The sequence below is a fragment of the Burkholderia sp. Ac-20349 genome (assembly GCF_017104865.1).
GTDB lineage: Bacteria > Pseudomonadota > Gammaproteobacteria > Burkholderiales > Burkholderiaceae > Burkholderia > Burkholderia aenigmatica.
In genome coordinates this window covers 98053-122583 of the sequence record NZ_JAAGPM010000004.1, presented here as the reverse complement: position 1 = coordinate 122583, position 24531 = coordinate 98053, and the positions used below count along the sequence as shown (strand labels likewise).

Annotated in this window: 16 protein-coding genes; 5 read left to right on the top strand and 11 right to left on the bottom strand. The window is 65.5% G+C overall.

The window, feature by feature from the left end; genetic code table 11:
- Positions 1-33: 33 nt before the first annotated feature.
- Positions 34-2358, top strand: coding sequence for an FdhF/YdeP family oxidoreductase (locus tag G3N61_RS02995; RefSeq protein ID WP_089452708.1), 2325 nt, complete (start codon positions 34-36; stop codon positions 2356-2358).
- Positions 2359-2370: 12 nt separating this feature from the next.
- Complete coding sequence (locus G3N61_RS02990) at positions 2371-3291, top strand: bestrophin family ion channel (RefSeq protein WP_205821472.1); 921 nt, start codon at positions 2371-2373, stop codon at positions 3289-3291.
- 445 nt (positions 3292-3736) lie between these two features.
- Here the strand turns inward: G3N61_RS02990 and G3N61_RS02985 are convergent, their stop codons facing one another.
- Positions 3737-4678, bottom strand: a complete 942-nt coding sequence (locus tag G3N61_RS02985; protein ID WP_205821471.1) for a LysR family transcriptional regulator — start codon at positions 4676-4678, stop codon at positions 3737-3739.
- Positions 4679-4820: 142 nt separating this feature from the next.
- Here G3N61_RS02985 and G3N61_RS02980 point away from each other — a divergent pair, with 142 nt between their 5' ends.
- Entirely contained in the window at positions 4821-5585 is a 765-nt protein-coding gene (locus G3N61_RS02980; RefSeq protein ID WP_205821470.1) for a substrate-binding domain-containing protein, read from the top strand.
- Positions 5586-5817: 232 nt separating this feature from the next.
- Here G3N61_RS02980 and rpoD read toward each other — a convergent pair whose 3' ends face one another.
- The 4 genes from rpoD to G3N61_RS02960 all read right to left on the bottom strand — a co-directional run bounded on the left by rpoD (position 5818) and on the right by G3N61_RS02960 (position 11418).
- Positions 5818-7845 carry an RNA polymerase sigma factor RpoD gene (rpoD, locus tag G3N61_RS02975; RefSeq protein WP_241017529.1) on the bottom strand — a complete coding sequence of 676 codons (2028 nt, stop codon included), beginning with the start codon at positions 7843-7845 and terminating at the stop codon, positions 5818-5820.
- A gap of 324 nt (positions 7846-8169) precedes the next feature.
- Positions 8170-8577 carry a hypothetical protein gene (locus tag G3N61_RS02970; protein ID WP_143331130.1) on the bottom strand — a complete coding sequence of 136 codons (408 nt, stop codon included), beginning with the start codon at positions 8575-8577 and terminating at the stop codon, positions 8170-8172.
- Positions 8578-8811: 234 nt separating this feature from the next.
- Positions 8812-9615, bottom strand: a complete 804-nt coding sequence (locus tag G3N61_RS02965; protein ID WP_205821469.1) for a hypothetical protein — start codon at positions 9613-9615, stop codon at positions 8812-8814.
- A gap of 345 nt (positions 9616-9960) precedes the next feature.
- Positions 9961-11418, bottom strand: coding sequence for a DEAD/DEAH box helicase (locus G3N61_RS02960; RefSeq protein ID WP_205821468.1), 1458 nt, complete (start codon positions 11416-11418; stop codon positions 9961-9963).
- Positions 11419-11808: 390 nt separating this feature from the next.
- Here G3N61_RS02960 and G3N61_RS02955 point away from each other — a divergent pair, with 390 nt between their 5' ends.
- A complete protein-coding gene (locus G3N61_RS02955) occupies positions 11809-12543 on the top strand; it encodes an ABC transporter substrate-binding protein (protein ID WP_205821467.1) in 735 nt (244 codons plus the stop codon).
- 143 nt (positions 12544-12686) lie between these two features.
- On the opposite strand, the gene G3N61_RS02950 is transcribed toward G3N61_RS02955, so the two are convergent.
- Genes G3N61_RS02950 through G3N61_RS02940 form a run of 3 tightly spaced genes read right to left on the bottom strand, consistent with a single transcriptional unit; the run spans position 12687 to position 16445 of the window.
- A complete protein-coding gene (locus G3N61_RS02950) occupies positions 12687-14192 on the bottom strand; it encodes a cytochrome c (protein ID WP_205821465.1) in 1506 nt (501 codons plus the stop codon).
- 4 nt (positions 14193-14196) lie between these two features.
- Positions 14197-15849, bottom strand: a complete 1653-nt coding sequence (locus tag G3N61_RS02945; RefSeq protein WP_205821464.1) for a GMC family oxidoreductase — start codon at positions 15847-15849, stop codon at positions 14197-14199.
- Positions 15850-15854: 5 nt separating this feature from the next.
- Positions 15855-16445, bottom strand: a complete 591-nt coding sequence (locus tag G3N61_RS02940; RefSeq protein WP_051889988.1) for a sugar dehydrogenase complex small subunit — start codon at positions 16443-16445, stop codon at positions 15855-15857.
- Positions 16446-16616: 171 nt separating this feature from the next.
- Between G3N61_RS02940 and G3N61_RS02935 the strand changes: the two genes are divergently transcribed.
- A complete protein-coding gene (locus tag G3N61_RS02935; RefSeq protein ID WP_205821463.1) occupies positions 16617-16847 on the top strand; it encodes a hypothetical protein in 231 nt (76 codons plus the stop codon).
- A 76-nt stretch (positions 16848-16923) separates the two neighbouring features.
- On the opposite strand, the gene G3N61_RS02930 is transcribed toward G3N61_RS02935, so the two are convergent.
- From G3N61_RS02930 to uvrA, 3 genes are all read right to left on the bottom strand, one after another.
- The gene (locus G3N61_RS02930; protein WP_043184338.1) at positions 16924-17439 is read right to left on the bottom strand and encodes a heme-binding protein; all 516 of its coding nucleotides are present in this window, start codon (positions 17437-17439) and stop codon (positions 16924-16926) included.
- Between the two features lie 455 nt (positions 17440-17894).
- On the bottom strand, positions 17895-18182 hold the full coding sequence (locus G3N61_RS02925; RefSeq protein WP_205821462.1) for a DUF1330 domain-containing protein: 288 nt from the start codon (positions 18180-18182) through the stop codon (positions 17895-17897).
- A 321-nt stretch (positions 18183-18503) separates the two neighbouring features.
- The gene (gene uvrA / locus G3N61_RS02920; RefSeq protein ID WP_205821461.1) at positions 18504-24407 is read right to left on the bottom strand and encodes an excinuclease ABC subunit UvrA; all 5904 of its coding nucleotides are present in this window, start codon (positions 24405-24407) and stop codon (positions 18504-18506) included.
- Positions 24408-24531: the final 124 nt, after the last annotated feature.

The window sequence follows — 24531 nt, the reverse complement described above, 5'->3', positions numbered from 1 at the left end:
TCTGCACGCATCGACCCCGACCCACGCAGCATCATGAAAAAGAAATCCGCCACCGCGCGCATCGAACCGTACACCCACCCAGCCGCCGGCTGGGGGGCGCTGAAAGCCGTCACGATCAACCTGATCAAGGAAAAGGTCGCCGGCGGCAACTACCGCACACTGCTGCGCCAGAACCAGCCCGACGGCTTCGATTGCCCGGGCTGCGCATGGCCCGACCGCCAGCACGCATCGACGTTCGAATTCTGCGAGAACGGCGTGAAGGCGGTGGCCGCCGAAGCGACCAGCAAGCGCGTGACGCCCGAGTTCTTCGCCGCGCATACGGTCACCGAACTGCTCGAACAGTCCGACTTCGAACTCGAACAGCACGGCCGGCTCACCGACCCGATGGTGTACGACGCGCAGACCGACCGTTACGTGCCGATCGCGTGGGACGACGCGTTCGAACTGATCGCGCGCCACCTGCGCGCCCTGCCCGACCCGAACCAGGCCGCGTTCTACACGTCCGGCCGCGCGAGCAACGAAGCGGCGTTCCTGTACCAGCTGCTGGTGCGGCTGTACGGCACGAACAACTTCCCGGACTGCTCGAACATGTGCCACGAGGCGACGAGCCGCGGGCTGCCGGCGTCGGTCGGCGTCGGCAAGGGCACCGTCACGCTCGACGATTTCGAACACGCGGACACGCTGCTGATCTTCGGCCAGAACCCGGCGACCAACCATCCGCGGATGATGGGCGAACTGCGCGAGTGCGCGAAGCGCGGCGCGACGATCGTGTCGATCAACCCGCTGAAGGAGCGTGGCCTCGAACGCTTTGCCGATCCGCAAAGCCCGCTGGAAATGCTGACGATGTCGGGCACGAAGATCGCATCGACGTTCATCCAGCCGACGATCGGCGGCGATTTCGCGCTGATCAAGGGCATCGCGAAACGTGTGCTCGAATTCGACGATGCCGCGCGTGCCGCCGGTGCGCCGCGCGTGCTCGACACCGCGTTCATCGATGAACACACGGCCGGCTTCGACGCGTTCGCCGACGACCTGCGCCGCGAAAGCTGGTCGGCGCTGACGGCCGAAAGCGGCGTGCCGTACGAGCAGATCGACAGCCTCGCGCAGCTCTATGCACGCAGCGAGCGCGTGATCGCGACGTGGGGCATGGGCATCACGCAGCACAAGCATTCGGTCGCGACCGTGCAGATGCTGACCAACCTGATGCTGATGCGCGGCAACATCGGCCGCCCCGGCGCCGGCCTGTGCCCGGTGCGCGGCCACTCGAACGTGCAGGGCAACCGCACGGTCGGCATCGAGGAAAAGCCGTCGCAGGCCTTCCTCGACCGGCTCGGCCACGTGTTCGACTTCGAACCGCCGCGCCACCACGGCTACGACGTCGTCGAGACGATCGAAGGCATGCTCGAAGGCCACGTGAAGGTGCTGATCGGCCTCGGCGGCAACTTCGCGATGGCGACGCCCGACACGCCGCGCACGTGGGAAGGCATGCGCCGCTGCGACCTCTCCGTCCACATCACGACGAAGCTGAACCGCAGCCACCTGATCCACGGTCGCGACGCGCTGATCCTGCCGACGCTCGGCCGCACCGAGATCGACCTGCAGGACAACGTCGCGCAAGGCGTGACGGTCGAGGATTCGATGAGCATGGTCCACGTGTCGTACGGGATGAACAAGCCGGCGTCGCCGAACCTGATGTCGGAACCGGCGATCGTCGCGCACATGGGTCATGCGCTGTTCGGCAGCGGCAAGATCGACTGGCTGGCCTACAAGGACGACTACGCGAAGATCCGCGACGCGATCGAGGCGACGCTCGACGGCTTCTACGACTACAACACGCGCATCGCGCGGCCGGGCGGCTTCCACCTGCGCGTGGCTTCGCGCGACCGCGAATGGCTGACGCCGACGGGCAAGGCGAACTTCATCGCGCACGCGATGCCGGCCGACACGCCGATCCAGCGTGCCCGCGCGCAGCACGGCGAACGCCTGATGACGCTGATGACGACGCGTTCGCACGACCAGTACAACACGACCGTCTACGGGCTCGACGACCGCTATCGCGGCGTGTTCGGCCAGCGCCGCGTGGTGTTCGCGAACCGCGACGATCTCGCGATGCTCGGCCTGAAAGCCGGCGACTGGGTCGACATGGAAACCGTGTGGCACGACGGCATCGAGCGGCGCGCGGACGGCTTCCTGCTGGTCGAGTACGACATCCCGCGCGGCTGCATCGGCGCGTACTACCCGGAAACGAACCCGCTCGTGCCGCTCGACAGCGTCGGCGACATCTGCAACACGCCGACGTCGAAGTCGATTCCGGTGCTGCTGCATCGCACGGCCGCGCCGGCCTCGATCGCCGCCTGACGGAGTACGGCGATGATCGTTCGTCCGCGCGAGCACTGGCTGCGGATGCTGCTGGTCTGGAACGGCTCGGTGCTGCCGACCATCCTGCCGCAGCTCGTGCTGACGCTCGCGATCAGCCTCGTCGCGGTCTGGGGCGGCGGCCGCGTGCTCGGCGAGAAGGTGCCGCTGAACCCGACGCCGTTCACGCTGATCGGCCTCACGCTCGCGATTTTCGCGGGGTTTCGCAACAACGCGAGCTACGAACGCTACCGCGAAGGCCGGCAGCTGTGGGGCGGCGTACTGACCGCCACGCGCACGCTGGTGTCGCAGGCGCTCTGCTACGGCGCGATCGATCGTGACGATGCGTCGCGACGCGTGTTCGTGCGGAAGGTCGTCGCATACGTCTATGCGCTCAAGCATCAACTGCGCGGCACCGATCCGGCCGTGGACCTGCGCGGGCTGCTCGACGATGCCAGCTATGCGCGCGTCGCCGCTTCGCGGTTCCGCCCGGTCGTCATCGTGCACGCACTGCGCGAAGCGTTCGCCGCACGCGCCGATACGGGCCGCCTCGCCGACACGCGCCTGTGGATGCTCGATGCGCGCCTCGACGATCTGGTCGCGATGGTGAGCGGCTGCGAGCGCATCGCGACGACACCGATCCCGTTTTCATACGACGTGCTGCTGCACCGGACCATCTATGCGTACTGCGTGCTGCTGCCGTTCGGTCTGGTCGATTCGATCGGCGCGGCGACGCCGTTCGTCACCGTGTTCGTCGCCTATACGCTGATCGCGCTCGACGCGATCGCGCATGCGATCGCCGAACCGTTCGGCGACGGGCCGAACCATCTCGCCCTCGATGCGATGACGCGCCAGATCGAGCGCACGCTGCTCGAACTGAACCGCGAGCCGCTGCCGGCGGAAGTGACGCCAGGCAAGGCCTATCGGCTCAGTTGAGCCGGCCGACTCAAGCCGACAGTGGCACCCGTGACGGCTTCCACACCCACTGACCCGCGGCCAGGTTCTGCGTAGCGCACGCTGATGATGCAGCAGTACCTGCGCCTTATATGCCAGGGATCGGCGCGCAAACCTATGCCGCGACCTGCGCTTACCCTTTCGAGGATCGACGGGTTCCGACCCGTTGCAGCCGGTCGAGCAGTCTCTGTTCCAAGGGAGGTTATCGGAGTGGAACGGTCATTCCGTGCCGTCGTTTTGAGGGCAGATCTTCGACCTTTGCGGACGCTCAGACCCGTGAGTTCGTGAGACGGCTTGCCATTCCTTTCTGTCGCTCGGCGCATCGCGCCCGCGAATGGGGTATCCGCTCTATTTATCGTTCACCAGATCGAACGAAAGAGTCCGCAAGGTTACGGGTACAGGGAGTCGCCCGCCGCAATGGCAGCGATCACCCCGCGGCGAGCGATCTAGCCAACGTGCGTGCATGCTCGGCGAACCGCTCCGCAACGGGGCTCAGCGTGCGATTCCTCAGTGTGATCAGCATCGTCGGGACAGTCCAGGTCGGTAGCTCGATCGGCAGTACCTTGATCCACTCCTGATCAGGGCCGAAGCGCAGCAGCGAGTGCGGCATCACAGTCACGAAACGACCGGTGCGAAGAAGCGTGCGACGCAGGTTCAACGACCCGGTCAGTACGCGGACGACGGGCGGCTCCGCATCGATCGCGCGGAATGCTTCGACGATCGGCGAGTGCTGCCCGATCTCGTTCGGCGACAGGATCCAGGGGGCGTCGACGAGATCGGCGAGAACGAGTCGGCGCCGCTTCGCGGCCCACGCACTGCGATTCGACACGACGATTTTCATCTGCTCGTGAAACAGCGGCTCGCCGATCATGTCCGGTTCGGGAGCGGCGGCGAACGGTCTCGCAACCACCAGCTCACAGATCCGCTCGCGCAGGAAGTGGGCCTGCAGCACCGGCGCATCGCCCGATGCGACAGAGAAGGTCAGGCGCGGATGCTGTTCCGACATCTCCTCGATGATCGCCGCGGCCAGCCCCGCAGTGATCGTCTCCACGCACCCGATGCTGAGCTCGCCAGCGTCGGGATCCGCCAGAAATGCCATATCGACGGCGCCACGCCGCAACTCGTCGAAGATCGCCGTGCCACGCTTGAGCAACGCCTGCCCAAACACGGTCGGCTCGACACCATGGCGGCTGCGGTCCAGGAGCCGCACGCCAAGCAGGCCCTCCAGGTCCGCGATCGCCTTCGACACGGCTGGCTGCGACATGTGAAGCTGTTCGGCCGCCTTGCGCATCCCGCCCGCGCTGATAACCGTCATCAGCGTGTCGAGGTCGCGAAGCTTCAGTCGTCGTCGAAGCCGGTCGCCGTCCATGTCCTGACCTATTCGATTTCGTGATCACACCATCGTAATTTGAAACTTTCCGTTGATCAAATGCTGTCCTAGGATGGCAGTCAGCACGGCCTCGCGAACCTGAAATCCAGCGGCCGGCGAGCCATTTGAACAGGAGGCGACGATGATCATTCCCGTGCTGGTGAATGTCGGTCTGGCCATGTTGCTGGTGCTCTCCAGCCTCGGCGACGCGCACGCGGACGACCTGAAGGTTTTCAGCACGCCGACGATGAAGTCGACGCTCGCGGAACTCGCGCCGAGATTCGAACGGCTGACCGGACACCGGCTCGCTGCGACGTACGACAACGCCGCGACGCTGAAACGGCGGATCGAAGCAGACGAGCCGTTCGACATCGCGATCCTGCTGCCCACTCAGGTCGACGATTTGATCCAGACGGGCAAGCTCGTATCGAGCACACGCGTTGACGTCGCGAAAGCAGCAGTCGGCATGGCGATGCGTGCGGACCAGCCGGCGCCCGACATCGGGACGGTCGACGCATTCACGCGGGCGCTGACGAGTGTCCGTTCGCTGTCGTGGTCGCCGGAGAGCGCGAGTGGCGCCTATCTCGTCGGCCTGCTCGGCCGGCTGGGCATCATGGACACGGTCAAGGCGCATCTCGTGCCCGTCCCGGGCGGCGACGTGGTCGCGGCCGTTGCCGGCGGCCAGGCCGACGCGACCGTGATCACCGTGCCCAATATCGTCGACGTGCCGGGTGTTCGACTGGTCGGCTTGCTGCCGCGTGAACTGCAGCACGACACGGTTTACACGGCAGGCATCGCCACCCATACGGCGGATCCGCGCGGTGCCAAGGCACTGATCGATTTTCTGCAATCGGCCGAAGCGACCGCCGTGTTGCGCAAAAAGGGACTGGATCAGCCGACGCCGTGACCGGCGGGCATCGGTAACGCGATATCGCCCGGAACGCAGCGTCGAAATTGGGGGCTCGCGCGAGAATCGATTGAGGAACTGTCTCAAGCAGGCTGCGATGTACCTTGCAGTAGTCCGCGGACGGATCGAGCCACGCCCTCTTCCGCCGCGATGCAGTGACAACGATCAGGCCGACGCGTGATCGCTGCAAGCCTGGAGCCGGGCGTCGAAGGGGTACCACGCCCGGCTTGCCTCAGCGCTCAAGAAATGGCCTGAGCTTGTCCGCACGGCTGGGATGCATCAGCTTGCGCATCGCCTTGCTCTCAATCTGACGGATCCGCTCGCGAGTCACGTCGAACTGCTTGCCGACCTCTTCCAGCGTGTGATCGGAGTTTGTGTCGAGCCCGAATCGCATCCGCAGAACCTTGGCCTCGCGCGGCGACAACCCGTTGAGTGCCTCGTCGATCGCCGCGCGCATGTTCGCGTGAATCGCCGCCTCAGCCGGCGAACTCGCCGAGACATCCTCGATCATGTCGCCGAGCGTTGCATCGGCGTCGTCACCCACCGGCGTTTCGAGCGAGACAGGTTGCTTGGCGATCTTGAGGATACTGAGCACTTTCTCCTCGGACATCTCCATGCGCTTTGCCAGCACAGCGGGATGCGCTTCCTGCCCTGTCTGTTGCAAGATTTCGCGCGATATCCGGTTCAGCTTGTTGATCGTCTCGATCATGTGGACCGGCACGCGAATGGTCCGCGCCTGATCGGCGAGCGCACGCGTGACAGCCTGCCGGACCCACCAAGTCGCGTAGGTCGAGAACTTCCAGCCGCGCCGGTATTCGAACTTGTCCACGGCCTTCATCAGGCCGATATTGCCCTCCTGGATCAAATCCAGGAACTGCATGCCGCGGTTCACGTATTTCTTGGCGATTGAAATGACAAGACGAAGGTTCGCCTCGATCATCTCGCGCTTGGCCTGCCGCATTTTCAGTTCCGCGGCACTCATCTGGCGGTTGATCTGCTTGAGCTGCTTGAGCGGCAACGAGACCCGGGACTCGATGTCGACGAGTTTCTGCTGCGCCGCCTGAATCGCCGGCTGATGTCGCTCGAGCGCCGCGCCGAACTGCTGCGAGGTCGCGGCCGTGCGGCTCGTCCATTCGAGGTCGGTCTCGTGGCCCGGGAACGACTCGACAAACGCGTCGCGCGGCATGCCGCAACGGTCGACAGCAATCGCCAGGATGCTGCGCTCGATCGCACGGACCTCAGTCACTTGGCCATGCACGATGGCACACAGGCGGTCGATGGTCTTGGCCGTAAAGCGGATCGGCGCGAGTTCACGCTGGATCGCCGCGCGCACTTGCGCAGCGGCTGCGGAACGGGCATCGCCAGTGACAGGCACATCCGGCAACTGCTCGAACAGTGCACGTACGCGCGCGAAAATCACGAGACTGTCGTTCGTGAGTTCTTCGAGGCGTGCCGCGTTCACCTTCTCCGAATCCCCGGCGTCCGTGTCGACGTCGTCTTCGTCCGAATCATCGTCGGCGGCGAGTGCTTCCGCCTCCTCTTCCTGGGACTCGGGCGTCATTTCGCTTTCATCGACGTCGACACTGATGCCATCGACGAGTTCGTCGATGCGCAGTTCGCCGGCAACGATGCGGTCGACATCGGCAAGAATCGTGGACACGATCGACGGACATGCGGCAATCGCTTGAATCATGTCCTGCAGACCATCTTCGATCCGTTTCGCGACCTCGATTTCACCGGCGCGGGTCAGCAGTTCGCTGGCGCCCATCTCACGCATGTACATCCGAACCGGATCGGTGGTGCGGCCGAATTCGGAATCGACGGTCGATAACGCAGCTTCCGCCTCCTCGTCCGCCTGATCGTCGGATGCCACGGCCGGCGCAGCCTCGGTTAGCAGCAGCGCTTCGGCGTCCGGCGCTTGTTCGTACACGGCCACGCCCATGTCGCTGAACGTGCTGACGATGGTGTCCATCGCCGCCGTTTGGGCAAAGTTGTCGGGCAGGTGGTCGTTGATGTCCGCGTGGGTGAGATAGCCGCGCTCGCGACCGAGCGCGATCAACGCGCGCATCTGGTGCTGGCGCTCCTCATTCTGGCGTGCCAGCAACGCGATGTCCGCCGGTGTCAGGGCCTGGGCCTTTCCCTTTGCCACACGGCGGCCGGCTTTTGCCGTGGCCGTGATTTCAGGGGACGTGGAATCGTTCCGATCAGGATTTGTCAATACATGCTCCTCGACAGATGAGCCGACGATCGTCGCGAGCATGACGCCAGAATGGGTTGCCTGCCGGGATGCGAACGGAATCGTGTACGCACAGATAGTCGAGGGCGGGACGCCTCGCGCGAAATCCGTGTGCGCAGCTTGTGGGGGGCGTGAATGATACCGGAATGTATCGTGCGGCACAAGCCGGGCGGCGGCTTGGGATTTCCGTACGCTTTACCGGTGCAGCGCGCTCTAGCTGCGACAAGGGGGAGCAGTCGCCCCCTGTCCCTGCCGGTGGATGCGTGCTGTCGCCCCGTTGCAGCCACTCGATCTGCTCAAAAGCGGTCGTTCACCGTCCCGACCGGTATGCGCTATTCCCGCTCAATCCTAAATGAGCGATTCACTGGCGAAGACGTTGTAAGGCGTGATTTCCAGATCCAGACTTTCAGGGATGGGTATGCCGTTTCCGCAATAGTTGATTTCGACATCGGCCAGATGACCTGACGCGTCGGCAAAGAGCAGAATCTCTATCGACCCCCAACCTTCCGGCTCCCACCGATCCCGGAAGTCCGCTTCAAATACCATGCGATAAGGTTGTCCACTCGAAGCGCTGGCTATAGGGGGCACTTTATCGCGCGCGGCCAGCGACAGGCCGAAGGTGTTACATCCACATGCACAGAGTCTGACTATCTCTGCATTCGAGAACTGCGCCGCAAGCGCGTCCCGATTCGGGAATGGGCAGTACTCAAGAATAAACGTAACCCAATAGGCTGCCTGGTTCAGATCGTTTGCCATAGTACGTCCCGGAATCGCGACTTCAGGCGTCAATGCGTCGATTGTCAGCGATTCAGGCCACACTGTCGAACGTCTCGATGTGGCCGCATGGCGACGTTACCGCATTGCAACGTGCGGCAAAACAGGGAAACCCTTTGATCCGACGATATTTGCAGGCAGTAACCGCCCGACGAGGCAGCGGACTACCGCTCATAATTCAGCCACCGCCATCGATCTGCTCAAGGTCGACTTCGGTCAGGGTTTCACATTCCCTTGCCTGGAGCCGATGGCCGCAGCCATGCGGCTTTGCACGGCGACGAGTTGGTCATCCGTGGTCGCCACCAGCCACAGACGTGCCTGCTCCTCGATTTGGCGGTTGTGATCCTTCAACGGGCCCATCGCGGCAGCGGCCTTCCAGACGACCGGGGCGATTCGGCTTTTCCTGCCCGACGGCGCGCCGACCAGCAGGCAGTAAGGTCCCAGCGGGAGCGATACGAACGGAAGTGCCGGACTGGCACGCACGCGCCAGTCGATGAAGGGCGTGTCGCCGATAAGCAGCGGCATGGGCAAGCCGTGGAGCACACTGAAATCGTACAGCGCCAGTTGCTCCCGCATGCCGGCGTAAATACGCCGGATGTCGTCGACAACCGCCGCGCGGATCTCGTCATCGAACATGGGTTCCTGCGCGTATCGGGCAAACGCCTTTCGAGCCTCCCATTGATATGCGCTGAACAGGCCAATCTCCACGCAGTCCTGCACTGCGCGCTGGACATCCGCGACAGAACCGGCTTCCTCCGGCGTACCCAACTGCGCGGCCCGCAAAAACCGGGCAAGTCCAGCCTCCTGGATCGCAGGACCCTCCGCAGAAGCATCGTCTTCAGCGCCCTTGCCAAGGGGCACATAGATATATTTCTCGGCCGCGAAATGCGACTTCTTGCCCTCGTCAAACCTGATTTCGCCATCAACGCAGTCCAGATAGCGAGTCCCGATTCGACCATGCTCCCAAACCCAGTTTTTCAGGAGCGGACGGAGTGGATGCAGTCTGTCGTGATCGGTCATGGAAGCCTCCAGGTTGCCCAGTATAGTTCCAAGTTGTCGATTGTTTCGTGGAGGACATGGCGATCAATCGATCCACTACCGCCGTTGGAACCCGCGCAGCCTCAACAGCTGTTTAACCGGATATCAGTGGCCCCGTGCCTACGCGCCGAGCGGCAAGTGCTCGGCCTTTGCAGGCGTTCACGTGTCGGCCGCGGCAGGTCGACTTGACGCTACCTTGCGGACGTTCGGCTGAGCATCTGCACCGAACGTCTGCTGTCAGGCTCAGGGAATAGGCAGTTTCGACCCGGAGCGACTTTTCGACCGAATGCCAGCCATGTTCCATGGCTGGCGTGACTCCTCCACGAATCAAGGCTGGCGCTTGCCGCGGCCGTCGGCGGGTTTGCCAGCCGGCTTGCGTGAACCCGCGGCTGGCTTGCTAGTGGGCTTGCCGGCGGGTTTGCTGCGCGGCTTCTGCGCGCTGAATGGACTGCCACTGGACAAGCTCGCGCCCTTACCCGCAGCCCCAGCCCGCTGGGCCGCAGGCTTGCGCTTGTTCTCGCCACTTTGCGGGCGCGGCTTTTTGGCAGGCACCGGCATGGCACCCGACCCAGCTTGCGGCACTTTGGGCTTCTTGGGCTTTTTGGGTTTCTTGATGATCTGGCCCGTCGCGCTGGTTTCCGGCACGCGGTGTTCGGCCTCGAAACCCGGCTCTTCTTCGCGACGCAGCGTTTGCCGGATCAGCGCTTCGATCGCGGCCAGTTGCGGCGCTTCGTCGGCGCACACCAGGGACACCGCCACACCGCTAGCACCTGCACGGCCGGTACGGCCGATACGGTGCACATAGTCCTGCGCCACGATCGGCAGATCCACGTTGATCACCAGCGGCAGGTCGTCGATATCCAGCCCGCGCGCTGCCACGTCGGTGGCGACCAGCATCTGGACTTCGCCCGTCTTGAAGCGCTCCAGCGCACGCAGCCGCGCGGGTTGCGGTTTGTCGCCGTGGATAGTGTCGACCGCATAGCCCGCTTCGTCCAGCATGGCCGCCAGGTAATCCACGCCATTGCGGGTCTTGACGAACACCAGCGCATGCTCCCACTTGTTCTCGGCCACGAGGTGCATGAACAGGTCGGGCTTGTTCCGCTTGTCGACCGGTACGACCCACTGCTTGATCTTGCTGGCCGTGGCATTGGGCGGGCTGACGCTGATATTGACCGGGTCGCGCAGGATGCTCGCCGCCATCGCGCGGATATCGTCGGTAAACGTGGCCGAGAACAGCAGGGTCTGGCGCTGCGCGGGCAGCGCGGCAAAGACGGCGTTGAGTTCGCGTGCAAAGCCGAGATCCAGCATGCGGTCGGCTTCGTCCAGCACCAGCGTTTGTACTTGATCGAACTGCACCGCGTTCTGGCGGTTGAGATCCAGCAAACGGCCCGGCGTGGCCACGAGCACATCCACGCCCTTGCGCAACTTCATCATCTGCGGGTTGATGCTCACGCCGCCGTAGGCCGCCAGATATCGCAAGTCGAGGCCTTGACCGTAAGCGATGAAGCTTTGCAGCACTTGTTCGGCCAGCTCACGCGTGGGCACCAGCACCAGCACGCGTGCGCGGTTGCTGGACACCGCCGGGCCGTGTTGCACCAGCCGTTGCAACAACGGCAGCGCGAAACCCGCCGTCTTGCCGGTACCGGTCTGGGCCGCCGCCATCACGTCCTTGCCACCGAGCACGGCAGGAATCGCCTTGGCCTGCACCGGCGTAGGGGCCTGGTAATTGAGGTCCTGCAGATTACGCAGCAAGGGATCGATCAGGCCGAGCGAGGCAAAAGACATGGACGTATTCCGGGCTAAAACCGCAATTCTAGCGGTTGCCGGGCGGATCAAGGCCCGCCCCGCCTGGCTGGACGCCGCCGGCGGGGGCAGATACGGTCAACCGGAAGCAGCCGCTGACGCAAAGCAACCCGATCCAGCCCATTTTCCGGCACCCAATCGCCCCTCGGAGGAGCCGCTCGCCCCTTGTCTGTCTGTCACCTCATCGCTTGCGGTTCGAGCAACGAGGTCCGGAGAAGGTAGAGGTATCGCAACGCCGAACTGGCGACGAAGGCGGGCTTGAGCCGCTCGACGCTATTCCACGACGAAAGCCAGGTGATAAGCTCGATGCCGGCGTACTGTCGCGTATCGACACGCCCCGAACCCTGCCCTTACGACCGCAACGAGCCGCCCATGTCCCTCGCCCCTTCCGTCCTCTCCGCGTTCACGCCGACCGGCAAGCTGCGCGCGTCGATCAATCTCGGCAACCCGATCCTCGCGAATCGCGACCCGGCGACGGGCGAACCGTTCGGCGTATCGATCGACCTCGCGCGCGCGTTCGCCGAACGCCTGTCAGCCGAGCTGGAGCTCGTGGTGTTCGACGCCGCCGGAAAGTCGGTGCAGGCACTGACCGACGAGCGTGCCGATTTCGGATTCTTCGCGGTCGATCCGCTGCGCGGCGAAACGGTCGCGTTCACGGCGCCGTACGTGCTGATCGAGGGGTTCTATCTCGTGCGCGACGCTTCGCCGATCCGCACGAATGCGGACGTCGACCAGCCCGACAACCGCGTGACCGTCGGCAAGGGCAGCGCCTACGACCTGTTCCTCACGCGCGAACTGAAGGCCGCGCAGATCGTGCGTGCGCCGACGTCGCAGGCCGTCGTGCAGACCTTCGTCGAGCAGCAGCTGGAAGTCGCGGCGGGCGTGAAGCAGCAACTCGAGGCCGACGCGGCGAAGACGCCGGGCCTGCGCCTGCTCGACGAGCGGTTCATGGTGATCCGGCAGGCCATGGGCGTGCCGAAGAGTCGCGGCGAAGCGGCCGCGGCGGCGCTGAATGCGTTCGTCGAGGAAATGAAGGCGTCGGGCTTCGTCGCGGATTCGCTGCGGCGGCATGGCATCAGCGGCGCATCCGTCGCGCCGCAAGCGTGATGGCATACCGCGTGATGCAGCGGCACGCGACTGCGCGCGCGCCGCTTTTGACCTGAAATGCGAAAGCAGGCTCGATACCCGTCGGCTTGCGCAACGGGATCGATGCCTGCTTTCGCGCCGCACGTGCGCGGCGGTCCGCTGAATCAGCCGGCCTTGCCTTGCGGCGGATTGGCCAGCGGCGTGCGTTGGCGGCGGCGCCACCAGAATGCGACGCCCAACAGCGCGATCAGCACGACAACCACCGCGCCAGGCAGGATCAGCGGCCGGACGCGCACGAGCAATGGAACCGGGCCGCCGCTGCGCACGACGGCAACGTCGTCAGCGGTGACGGTCACGTCCGGATTGCCGTACTGCGCGAGCACGTAGTTCGAGATTGCAGCGATCTGATCGTCTTTGAGCGGCTGGACGTAGGAATCCTCACCGAAAGACGGCATCAGCACGTGCTCGCCTCCCACCTCGCGATCGACGCCGTACAGGATCGCCGCAATCAGGTTCGACGGATTACGTGAGCCTGTGGCGGTATTGTTCGACAGCGACGGATACGCCTGGCTCGGGCTGCCCTTGCCGTTGGCCTGGTGGCAACTCGCGCAGTATCCGCTGAACAGCGCCGCCCCCGTCGTCAGCGTGCCGTTCGCATTCAGCGCGGATGCGCCGCGCAACGTCGCTTCGCTGCTGACCGCCTGCCCGTGCGCGAATGCCGGCACCGACTCGCGGTCGTCGCGGATCGGCTTCGTGCTGCGCAGATACGAGACGATCGATTTCAGGTCCGCGTCCGACAGATACTGCAGGCTGTTCTGCACGGCTTCCGCCATCGGCCCGGCCGCCTGGTTCTTGCCCGGTGCGCGGCCGGTCTTCAGGTACGACACCAGCTCGGCGTCGGTCCACGCGCCGATGCCGCTCACCGGATCCGACGTGATGTTCGGCGCGTACCACGCGCCGAGTTGCGCGCCGCCCAGGTTGCGGCCGAAGTCTTCGGCCATCAGCACGTTGCGCGGCGTGTGGCACGCGCTGCAGTGCGCCAGCACGTTGGTCAGGTACGCGCCGCGATTCCACTGCGCGTCGTGGGCGGGATCGGCTTCGAAACGCTTGTTCGTCAGGAACAGCATGTTCCATCCCGCCATCGCCATGCGCATGCCGAACGGGAACGGCAGGTTCGTGGCGGGCGCGGGTTCGTCGACCGGCTTCACCGCATGCATGAAGTAGCTGTAAAGCGCGTGCACGTCGTCGTCGCTGAGGCCGCTGTACGACGTATAGGGCATCGCGGGATACAGATGCGCGCCATCCGCGCGCACGCCTTCGCGCAGCGCGCTTGCGAACTGCGCTTCGGTGTAGTTGCCGATCCCGGCCGTTTTCGACGGCGTGATGTTGCTCGAATAGATCTGCCCCATCGGCGACGCGATGCCGTATCCGCCCGCGAATGGCTTGCCGCCGTCGAGCGCCGTATGGCATGCCATGCAGTCCGCCGCGATCGCGAGCTGATGGCCCTTTTCGATCAGCGCGGCGTCTGCCGATGTCGAAGCCGGGCCGGCCGGCGCATCCTGCGCGAACGCGGATGCGCTGCCGACGAGCGCGAACAGGCCGGCCGCGATGGCCGCGCGATACCCGGTGCCGCGCCGCGCGCGACGGTGTCGTTGAATCGTATGTGTCATCGCATCAACCCTTCGCGAGGCTGGCGGAAATCGAATCCGCGGCCTTCAGGCCAAGGGCCGCCATCGACAGCGTCGTGTTGACGACGGACGCCGACGGCATCGCGCCGCCGCCCGGCAGCCACAGGTTCGCATGGTCGTGCGCGCGGCAATCGCCGTCGACGACCGAATTCTTCGGATCCGAGCCCATGATGGTGCCGCCCATGATGTGATTGTTCGCGTTCAGCGTCGTCGTGATGTTGAATTCGACCGCGTCGAACAGGCTGCCGATGTGCGACAGCTGCTTGCATGCCGCGTCGTAGCCGCGCCGCACGTAGTCGCCGACGTCGTAGTGGATGTCGGGGCACGCGAGGCCGAGCGGATCGACGCGCGTCTTGTTGAGCGTCAGGCGGTTGTTCGGATCCGGCAGCGGTTCGAGGCTGATCGACAGGTCGACGCCGTAGATCGCGCGCCGCCGGATTTCCTCGTCGAGTGCCTTGCCGACCAGGCCGAGCTTCAGCGCCTGCTGCGTCGCCGGCCCGACGCGCGAGATGTTGTTCAGGATCATCTTGTTCGCCGAATACTGTCCGCGGAAATCGCCGTCGCGCGGACCGACGATACAGCTGCTCTGCGCGGGGCCGCGGCCGAGCCACATCGGCTCGTTCGCGAGGAACGTGCAGTGGAAGCCCGAGTGATCCATCATGTTGCGGCCGACCTGGTCCGAGCCGTTCGCGATGCCGTGCGGATTGCGCTCGTTCGCGGCCAGCAGCAGCAGGCGCGGGGTCTCGATGCCGTTGCAGGCGAGCACGAACCGCTTGCCGCTCGCCTTGTGCGACTTGTGCGACGCGTCGTACCAATGCACGGCCGTCACGCGATTGTTCGCATCGGTGTCGATCTTGTAGACGACCGATTCGGCGAGCAACTTCGCACCCTTGCGCTCCGCGCGCTCGATGTGGTGGATGCCGTTGTACATCGCGCCGATCGGGCAAATCGGCTGGCAGTTGTTGTTGCCGCAGCAGGTCGGGCGGCCCTGCCACGGCCGCGTGCTGCGCGCCTGCGGAATCGGGATCGACCGGTAGCCGTGCGCGTTGACGATTTCGGCGAAGCGCCGGTCGCCATGCCCCCACGGCACCATGTCCATCGGATACGGGCGGCTGCGTTGCGACGGCGACTGCATCGCCGGGTCGCTCGGCCCGGCAACGCCCATCTCGTCTTCCGCACGGCAGTAGTACGGCTCGAGTTCCTCATAGGCGATCGGCCAGTCGCGACCGACGCCATACGTCGACTTCATCCGGAAATCGACCGGCAGATGCCGCCAGCTCGACGCGGCCCAGTGCCAGGTCGTGCCGCCGACCGTGCGCAGGTAGCCCTGCTGGAAACTCTGGCCGTCCGGGCCGCTCAGGCCGACGTAGTTGTTCTTCGGGAAATACAGCGGGGCCGGCGCATTCGGCGCCTGCGGGTAGAGCCCCTGGAAGTCGGAGCCGACGCGATTGTCGAACGGCATGTTGCGCCAGTTCTCGACCGCCTGCCCACGCTCGATGCGCAGGCCGGATTCGAGGATCAGCACCGAGTGGCCCTGGCTCACCAGCTGGTCGGCGATCAAGCCGCCCACCACGCCGGATCCCACGATCACGACGTCGGCCGACACGTCGCCGTTCGATTCAAATACAGGAGTTTTCATGAGATTCAGGCGTGCGTTTGCGGGTGCTGTGAAGTGGCTGACGCGACTGCTTTGCGCGGCGGCGCGACATCGGCCGGCGGCGGTTCGGCGGTCCACCACAGCGGGCCGTTCGAACAGTAGGTCGGCGCGCTCATCCCGTCGTGGACGGTGCCGTACATCAGCGCATCCGCATACGTGACCATCACGGCCTTCTGGCCATGACCGACGGTGCCCGTGTACCACGCGGCGACGATCGCGAGCGCGGTGTCGTGCAGGCCCGCGCCATCGGCATCGGCCAGCAGTTGCGCCGGGGTCTGCCCGGCGCGCATGCGTTGCGCCAGCGCGGCCGCCCGCGCGGCAAAACCGGCGTCCGTGCGGTGGAACGCATCGATGAGGCGTCTGGCCGTCATCGGGTCGAGATTCGTGTGGCCTGTCAGTGCTTGCGACAGTGCGAGAAAGGTCTTGGCGTCGAGCGACGGCTGCTGCGCGAATGCGTATCCGGGCGCGGCGGTGAGCAGCCCGACTTGCGTCAGTGCTGCCGCCATCACTTTCAGGGCTGCTCGCCGGGTAATGCCGGCGCGCGCGATGACGCGCGTGTCATGATCGTTAGGGGCCATGTCGTTATCGTCTTTTTGGCGAGAGGTTGCTCGCAGGCTTTCTTGCAAATAATCGGCGACGGGAGTCGCTCCGCGCGAAACAACGGAATGCCTCCCCCACCGGCAGTGCGTAACCCGTCCGACAGCACCGGCAAACGACCATGACCGGCTGAACCAAGTATTGCACATGCCATGCAATGCGAATTTTTATCTGGCCGGATTATGCATAATCCGGCCAGCGAATGGAACCGGTTCCATTTTTGCATCCAGCAACCGGTTCAAATTTTCATCGCGATGGGGGGAAGTGTAGCGATATCGATCGAATCGCGTATTTTCGCGACCGAGTCGAGCGGTCAATCACGGCTGACGCGGGGCGAATCCATCGGGCCGCAGTCGGCCTCGGATACGCGCAAAACCAAATGAAATTAAAACGTCAGGTTTTTATTATTATTTTGAAAGAATAATCGGCTTATAAACTGCCGGCCTGTAGTGCGGCGATTTACCGGACTGCCGCCGCACCCGCGGCCGCGATCACGCTATCCTGCACGCCCGCGCCACCGCTGGTCCCGATTGCACCGATCAGTTGCCCGCCCACCACGATCGGAATACCGCCCTCTCCCGCGAGAATGCCCGGGATGCTGAGGTTGCCGGTCGCGCCGCCGTTGTTGATCGCGTTCTGCATGTCCTTGGTCTGCCTGCGGAAACGCACCGATGCCCGCGCCTTGGCTTCCGCAATATCGGTGGATGCGAGTTGCGTCCCATCCATTTTGTCGCACGAGACCAGATTCCCGCCGCTGTCGACGACGGCGATCGCGTATTTCCAGTTGCGGTGTCGGGCCTCTGCTTCGGCGGCCGCCATCGCCGTGCGCGCCTGTGCCAGCGTGATGGGCGGACCGTACGGGATGTCATACGGCAATTGTTCGGGAATCGGTGCCGGCGCGGGGGATTGTGCGGCTGCATGGGCCGTGAAAATGGCGCTGGCCACGATGAAGAGACGGGATTTCTTCGAAAGCATGAGAGAGGGTTCCAGAAAGGCTCGACGAGGCTGATTGGCTCGGCGAATGGTTGATCTTGCTTGCGTCACAAACGGAGTGCCTCGTCAGTATGGTCACCGCAAGGCTCCCCATTCGGGAATGGCAGCTGATTACTCAGGATATGACGCAGGCCCGTGATCGAGGTTGGAAGGTGACGCTGGCCGCGCAAGATTGCCACGGTGGAGATGATCCTGAGAAACGGCAGGAACGGGTGCAACAACGTGTTTTGATTGCTACAGATCCGAATACTATCCGACAGCCAATGACAGTGCGCCCGAGACCGAGGGCGCTACCGATGGTCAGCCAGACTTTCGACATCCTGTTGCCAGGCCTGGCATTTCATTGAGGACGGCGACGACGCAATCGCATGCACGGATACGGATTCGTCGATGGCGTGGTTGTAACGGCGGTCGGCGAGCAGCCCCCGCCGGCCCGGTCAGGCACCTTCGACCAGCACGGCCCGAAAGCGTGCGCCCTTGAAGCGATGCTGGACGGCGCTCTGGTATTCCGGGCTGTCGTACCACGCGCGCGCGGCGTCCCTGGACGGAAACTCGACGATCACCACGCCCTCCGGGCCGTCGCCCTCGAGCGTTTCCTGCGGGCCATACGCGGCCAGCACCTTCACCGGGTGGCCGGTCAGCGTCGCGCCAACCTTGCTCTGGTAGATGTCGAGTTCCTGCTGATCCTGCGTGCTTTCACGCGTGAAGACGATATAGGTCGCCAAGATTGCACTCCTGATGCGGTTAGAGAATGACTGGACGATCCGGAAACGTCCGTCCGCCAACGACATTCATCCTAACGATGCGGGGCGCTTTCTCGTATCCCCCTTGCATCCAACTCAGTATTCGAGCCGCATTAACAATGGATGCCACCGCTCGGTCGGGCGCGTGGCGCGGCGGCTGCATCTTGCGTCGACAGTTGCCCCAAAAAAACACCCCTCAAAGAGGGGTGCTTGGGCCGGATCGCGGCGCGGCCTCAGCCACTTGCCAGTTAGCTGGGGGAAATCATCGCCCGTCTCCGGAGCCGTCGATACGAAGCATCACGCTCACCCGACCCGCGCTTCTCCCTCGCACTCGGCTTCCCCCTCATCCGAACCCGTCCGCGCCAGCACGGGCTTGAGTGCGTGCCCGGTATGGCTGGCGCTCACCTGCACGAGCGCTTCCGGCGGCGCCGCTGCGACGATCGTGCCGCCGCCCACCCCGCCTTCCGGCCCGAGATCGATGATCCAGTCGGCTTCCGCGATCACGTCGAGGTCATGCTCGATCACGACGACGCTGTGCCCCGCATCGACGAGCCGGTGCAGCACGCGGATCAGCTTCGCGACGTCGGCCATGTGCAGGCCGACCGTCGGTTCATCGAGCACGTACAGCGTGTGCGGCGCCTTCTGGCCGCGCCGCGTGATGTCGTCGCGCACCTTCGTCAGCTCGGTGACGAGCTTGATGCGCTGCGCCTCGCCGCCCGACAGCGTCGGCGACGGCTGGCCGAGCGTCAGGTAGCCGAGGCCGACATCCTTCATCAGTTGCAGCGGATGCGCGATGTTCGAGATCGGCGCGAAGAACTCCACCGCCTCGTCGATCTCCATCGTCAGCACGTCACCGATGTTCCGGCCGCGCCACGTGACGGCGAGCGTTTCGGGGTTGAAGCGCTGCCCGTGACACACATCGCACGGCACCTTCACGTCGGGCAGGAAGCTCATGCCGATCGTGCGCACGCCTTGCCCTTCGCATGCGGGGCAGCGCCCGTCGCCGGTATTGAACGAGAAACGCGACGCCGTGTAGCCGCGCGCCCGTGCCTCCAGCGTATCGGCAAACAGCTTGCGGATCGTGTCCCACACGCCGATATAGGTGGCCGGGCACGAGCGCGGGGTCTTGCCGATCGGCGTCTGGTCGACTTCCAGCACGCGATCGATCTGCTCCCAGCCGCTCAGCGACTCGCAGCCCTGCCACGCATGCGTGACGTTCAGCGACGGCCGCGGTGCGCTGCGCGCCAGCACGCTCGAACGGCGGTTGGTGGCCGGCGCGTCCTGCTGCGCAGCCTTGCGTGCGCGCCGCGTGGCCGGCGACGACAGCACCGAGCGGCCGACCGCATCGAGCAGGTTCGTCATCAGCACGTCGCGCGCGAGCGTCGACTTGCCCGAGCCGCTCACGCCCGTGACCGCGACGAGCCGCGCGAGCGGAATGCCGACCGTGACGTCGCGCAGGTTGTGCAGCCGTGCGCCATGCACGGTCAGCCACGCATCCGGCACCGCGGCACCGCCCTTCTTGCCCGGCAAACTCACGCTGCGGCGCGGCTGCAGCGGGTGCGTCATCGGCTGCGCGAGCAGGCGCCCGGTTACCGAATCGGACTGCGCGGCCAGATCCGCGACCGCGCCCTGCGCGACCAGCGTGCCGCCACGCTTGCCCGCGCCCGGGCCGACGTCGATGATGTGATCGGCGCGGCGGATCGTGTCCTCGTCATGCTCGACGACGACGAGCGTATTGCCCTTGTCGCCGAGCTTGCGCAGCGCGTCCAGCAGGATCTGGTTGTCGCGCGGATGCAGGCCGATCGTCGGTTCGTCGAGCACGTAGCAGACCCCCTGCAGGTTGCTGCCGAGCTGCGCGGCGAGCCGGATGCGCTGCGCTTCGCCGCCCGACAGGCTCGGCGCCGCGCGATCGAGGCTCAGGTAGCCGAGCCCGACTTCCTCCAGAAACGCGAGGCGGCTGCCGATCTCGCTGACGATGTCGCGCGCGATCTGCGCGTCGCGGCCCGTCAGTTCCAGCCCGTCGATCCAGCGACGCGTGTCGGACACCGTCCATTGCGCGACCTCGACGATCGGATGCGCGTCGAACGTGACCGCGCGCGCGGACGGGTTCAGCCGCGTGCCGTGGCAATCCGGGCACGGCTCGTTGCCGACGCCTTCCGGCTCCTGCTCGTCGGACGGCAGCGTCTGCTCGCGGCCGCGGCCGTCCTCGGCGAGCACCGTGTCGTCGTACGCGGCGCGCTGTTCGCGCGTGAGCGTGACGCCGGTGCCGACGCAGGTCGTGCACCAGCCATGCTTGCTGTTGTACGAGAACATCCGCGGGTCCAGCTCCGGGTAGCTCGTGCCGCACACCGGGCACGCGCGCTTGACCGACAGCACCTTGACCGTGCCGACGCGCGCGGTCGAATGATCGTTCTGCATCGCATCGTGCAACCCGTCGAGCGGCGCCAGCAGATGCATCACGCCCTTGCCGAGCTCGAGCGTCTCGTCGAGCACGCGGCGCAATTCGGCTTCGTTATCGGGCGACACGACGATATCGGCGACCGGCAGCTCGATCGTGTGCTCGCGGAAGCGGTCGAGCTTCGGCCACGGATCGACCGGCACGAACTCGCCATCGACCCGCAGATGCGTGCTGCCGCGCGCCTTTGCCCACTTCGCAAGATCCGTATACACGCCCTTGCGGTTGACGACGAGCGGCGCAAGCAGCCCGACGTGCTCGTCGCGATGGTCGCGCAGCAACTGCGCGGCGATCGATTCGACCGATTGCGACGTAACCGGCGTGCCGTCGTGGATGCAATGCTGCAGCCCGAGCTTCACGTACAGCAGCCGCAGGAAGTGCCAGACCTCGGACGTGGTCGCGACCGTGCTCTTGCGCCCGCCGCGCGACAGCCGCTGCTCGATCGCGACGGTCGGCGGAATGCCGTACACCGCGTCGACTTCCGGGCGGCCGGCCGGCTGCACGATCGAGCGCGCGTACGCGTTCAGCGATTCGAGGTAACGGCGCTGGCCTTCGTGGAACAGGATGTCGAACGCGAGCGTCGACTTGCCGGAACCCGACACGCCGGTGATCACGTTGAACTTGCCGTGTGGAATATCGACGTCGAGTGCCTTCAGGTTGTGCTCGCGCGCGTTGACGATCCGCACGACGTCCTCGCCTTCGATCGCACGCCGCTCGCGCGCCGCGTTCAGCACGGCCTGCAACGGCTTGCCTTCGTCGGCGAGCGCCAGCTCGGCGTCCATCGCGCGGTCGTACTGCAGCAGCGCCACGCCGGTATGCGATGCGGCGCAGGCTTTCACGTCATCCGGCGTGCCCGCGCACAGCACGAGACCGCCGCCGTCGCCGCCCTCCGGGCCGAGATCGATCAGCCAGTCGGCTGCGCGGATCACGTCGAGGTTGTGCTCGATCACGATCAGCGAATGGCCGGCCGCGAGCAGCTTGCCGAACGCCTGCATCAGCTTCGCGATGTCGTCGAAGTGCAACCCGGTGGTCGGTTCGTCGAACATGAACAGCTTCGCCCGCGCGATACGTGCCTCTTCCGTGACGACCCGGCGCCCGTTGACGGCCGCCGCCGATTCGGCGAGGAAGCCGGCCAGTTTCAGGCGCTGCGCTTCGCCGCCCGACAGCGTCGGCACCGGCTGGCCGAGCTTCACGTATTCGAGGCCGACGTCGACGATCGGCTGCAGCACGCGCAGCACCTCGGCGTCGGTCGCGAAGAACGCGGCCGCTTCGCTGACGGTGAGATCCAGCACGTCGGCGATGCTCAGCGCGCGGCCGTTGCGCTCGATGCGCACTTCGAGAATCTCGGCACGATAGCGGCTGCCGTCGCAGTCCGGGCAGCGCAGGTAGACATCGCTCAGGAACTGCATCTCGATGTGCTCGAAGCCCGAGCCGCCGCAGGTCGGGCAACGGCCGTCGCCCGAGTTGAAGCTGAACGTGCCGGCGCCGTAGCCGCGTTGCAGCGCGAGCGGCGCCTTCGCGAACAGCTTGCGGATCTCGTCGAACGCGCCGACGTAGCTTGCCGGGTTCGAGCGCGTGGTCTTGCCGATCGGCGACTGGTCGACGAACACGACGTCGCCCACCTGGTCGGCGCCCGTGAGGCTGCGGAACGCGCCCGGCGACTCGGTCGCCTTGCCGTGATGCCGCGCCATCGCGGGATAGAGCACGTCCTGCAGCAGCGTGGACTTGCCGGACCCTGACACGCCCGTCACGCAGACGAGCCGTTGCAGCGGAATCTCGACCGTCACGTCGCGCAGGTTGTGTTCGCTTGCCCCTTCGAGCACGATGCGCGACGTGTTCGCGTCGACCACCCGGCGCGCCCAGTTCGACGCGTGCGCGACATGCTTGCGGCCGCCGAGATACTCGCCCGTCAGCGTGTGCGCCGACCGGATGTCGCCCGGCGTGCCGTCGTAGACGATCGTGCCGCCACGCTCGCCCGGGCCGGGCCCCATGTCGATCAGCCGGTCGGCCGCGAGCATCACCGACGGATCGTGTTCGACCACGACCAGCGTATTGCCCGCGTCGCGCAGCCGCTGCATCGCTTCGACGATCCGTGTGAGATCGCGCGGATGCAGCCCGATGCTCGGTTCGTCGAGCACGAACAGGGTTTTCGTGAGCGACGTGCCGAGTGCCGTCGTCAGGTTGATCCGCTGCACCTCGCCGCCCGACAGCGTGCGGCTCTGCCGGTCGAGCGTCAGGTAGCCGAGCCCCACGTCGCACAGGTATTTCAGGCGCGTGCGCACCTCGGCGAGCAGCAGCTTCAACGCATCGTCGAGCAGCGCGCTCGGCAAGCTTATGTCATCGAAGAAGCGGCGAATGCGCTCGATCGGCAGCAGCATCAAGTCGTGCACGGTCAGGCCCGGCAGCGCTTCGAGCTGCGCACGGCTCCAGTCGACGCCGCGCGGCATGAAGCGGCTGGCCGGCGCAAGCACGCCGTCGGCGTTCTCTTTCGAGCCGAGCCGCCATTGCAACGATTCCGTTTTCAGGCGCGCGCCGCCGCACACGTCGCACGGCGTGTAGCTGCGGTATTTCGACAGCAGCACGCGGATATGCATCTTGTACGCCTTCGACTCGAGATAGCCGAAGAAGCGCTTCACGCCGTACCACTGGCTCTGCCACTTGCCGTTCCAGTCCGGCGAACCGTTGACGACCCAGTCGCGCTCGGCGTCCGACAACTCGGCCCAAGGCGTGTCGCGCGGGATGCCGGCTTTCGCCGCGTAGCGCATCAGGTCGTCCTGGCACTCCTTCCAGGCCGGTGTCTGCATCGGCTTGATCGCGCCGCCGCGCAGCGTCTTGCGCGCGTCGGGGATCACGAGGCCGAGATCGACGCCGATCACGCGGCCGAAGCCGCGGCAGGTTTCGCACGCGCCGTACGCCGAATTGAACGAGAACAACGCCGCCTGCGGCTCCGCGTAGCGCAGGTCGCTGTCGGGATCGTGAAGCCCGGTGGAGAAACGCCACACCTGCGGCTCGGCGGCCGCGCCATCCGCCTGCTCCGGCTCCGCCGCGAGCACGTACACGTTCACGCGGCCGCCGCCGCGTTTCAGCGACGCCTCGATCGCCTCGACGACGCGCACCTTGTCGGTGTTCTGCACGCGGAAGCGGTCGGCCACCACGTCGAGCACCTTGCGCGGCCCGGTGGCCGACGCGACCTCGCGCTGCGCCTGCACGCGCGTATAGCCGCTCGCGGACAACCACTGCGCGATTTCTTCGTCGGACACCGTTTCCGGCAATTCGACCGGAAACGTGACGACGACGCGCGGATCGTCCGCCTGCGTGCGCGCGACGAGCTCCGCGTAGATCGTCTCCGGCGTATCGTGCCGCACCTGCCGTGCGGTCTGGCGGTCGAACAGCTCGGCCGCGCGAGCATACAGCAGCTTCAGGTGATCGTTCAGCTCGGTCATCGTGCCGACGGTCGAGCGCGAACTGCGCACCGGGTTGGTCTGGTCGATCGCGATCGCGGGCGGTACGCCGTCGACGCGCTCGACCTGCGGGCGGTCCATCCGGTCGAGGAACTGCCGCGCGTACGCGCTGAACGTCTCGACGTAGCGCCGCTGGCCTTCCGCGTACAGCGTATCGAACACGAGACTCGACTTGCCGGAGCCCGACGGGCCGGTGACGACCGTCATCTCGCCGGTGCGCAGGTCGAGGTCGAGATTCTTGAGGTTGTGCTGACGTGCTCCGCGAATGCGGATCAGATTGCTGGATGACAATTTGCCTGCCCGTCTGAATGAGTTAGCCAGAGTTCACGGTGCCGGAACGCTGCGGCGGATGCCCGCAGGCGCGGCGCGCGGGCCGCAAGGTTGTACCCGTGCGGCTCGATTTCGTCGGACACTA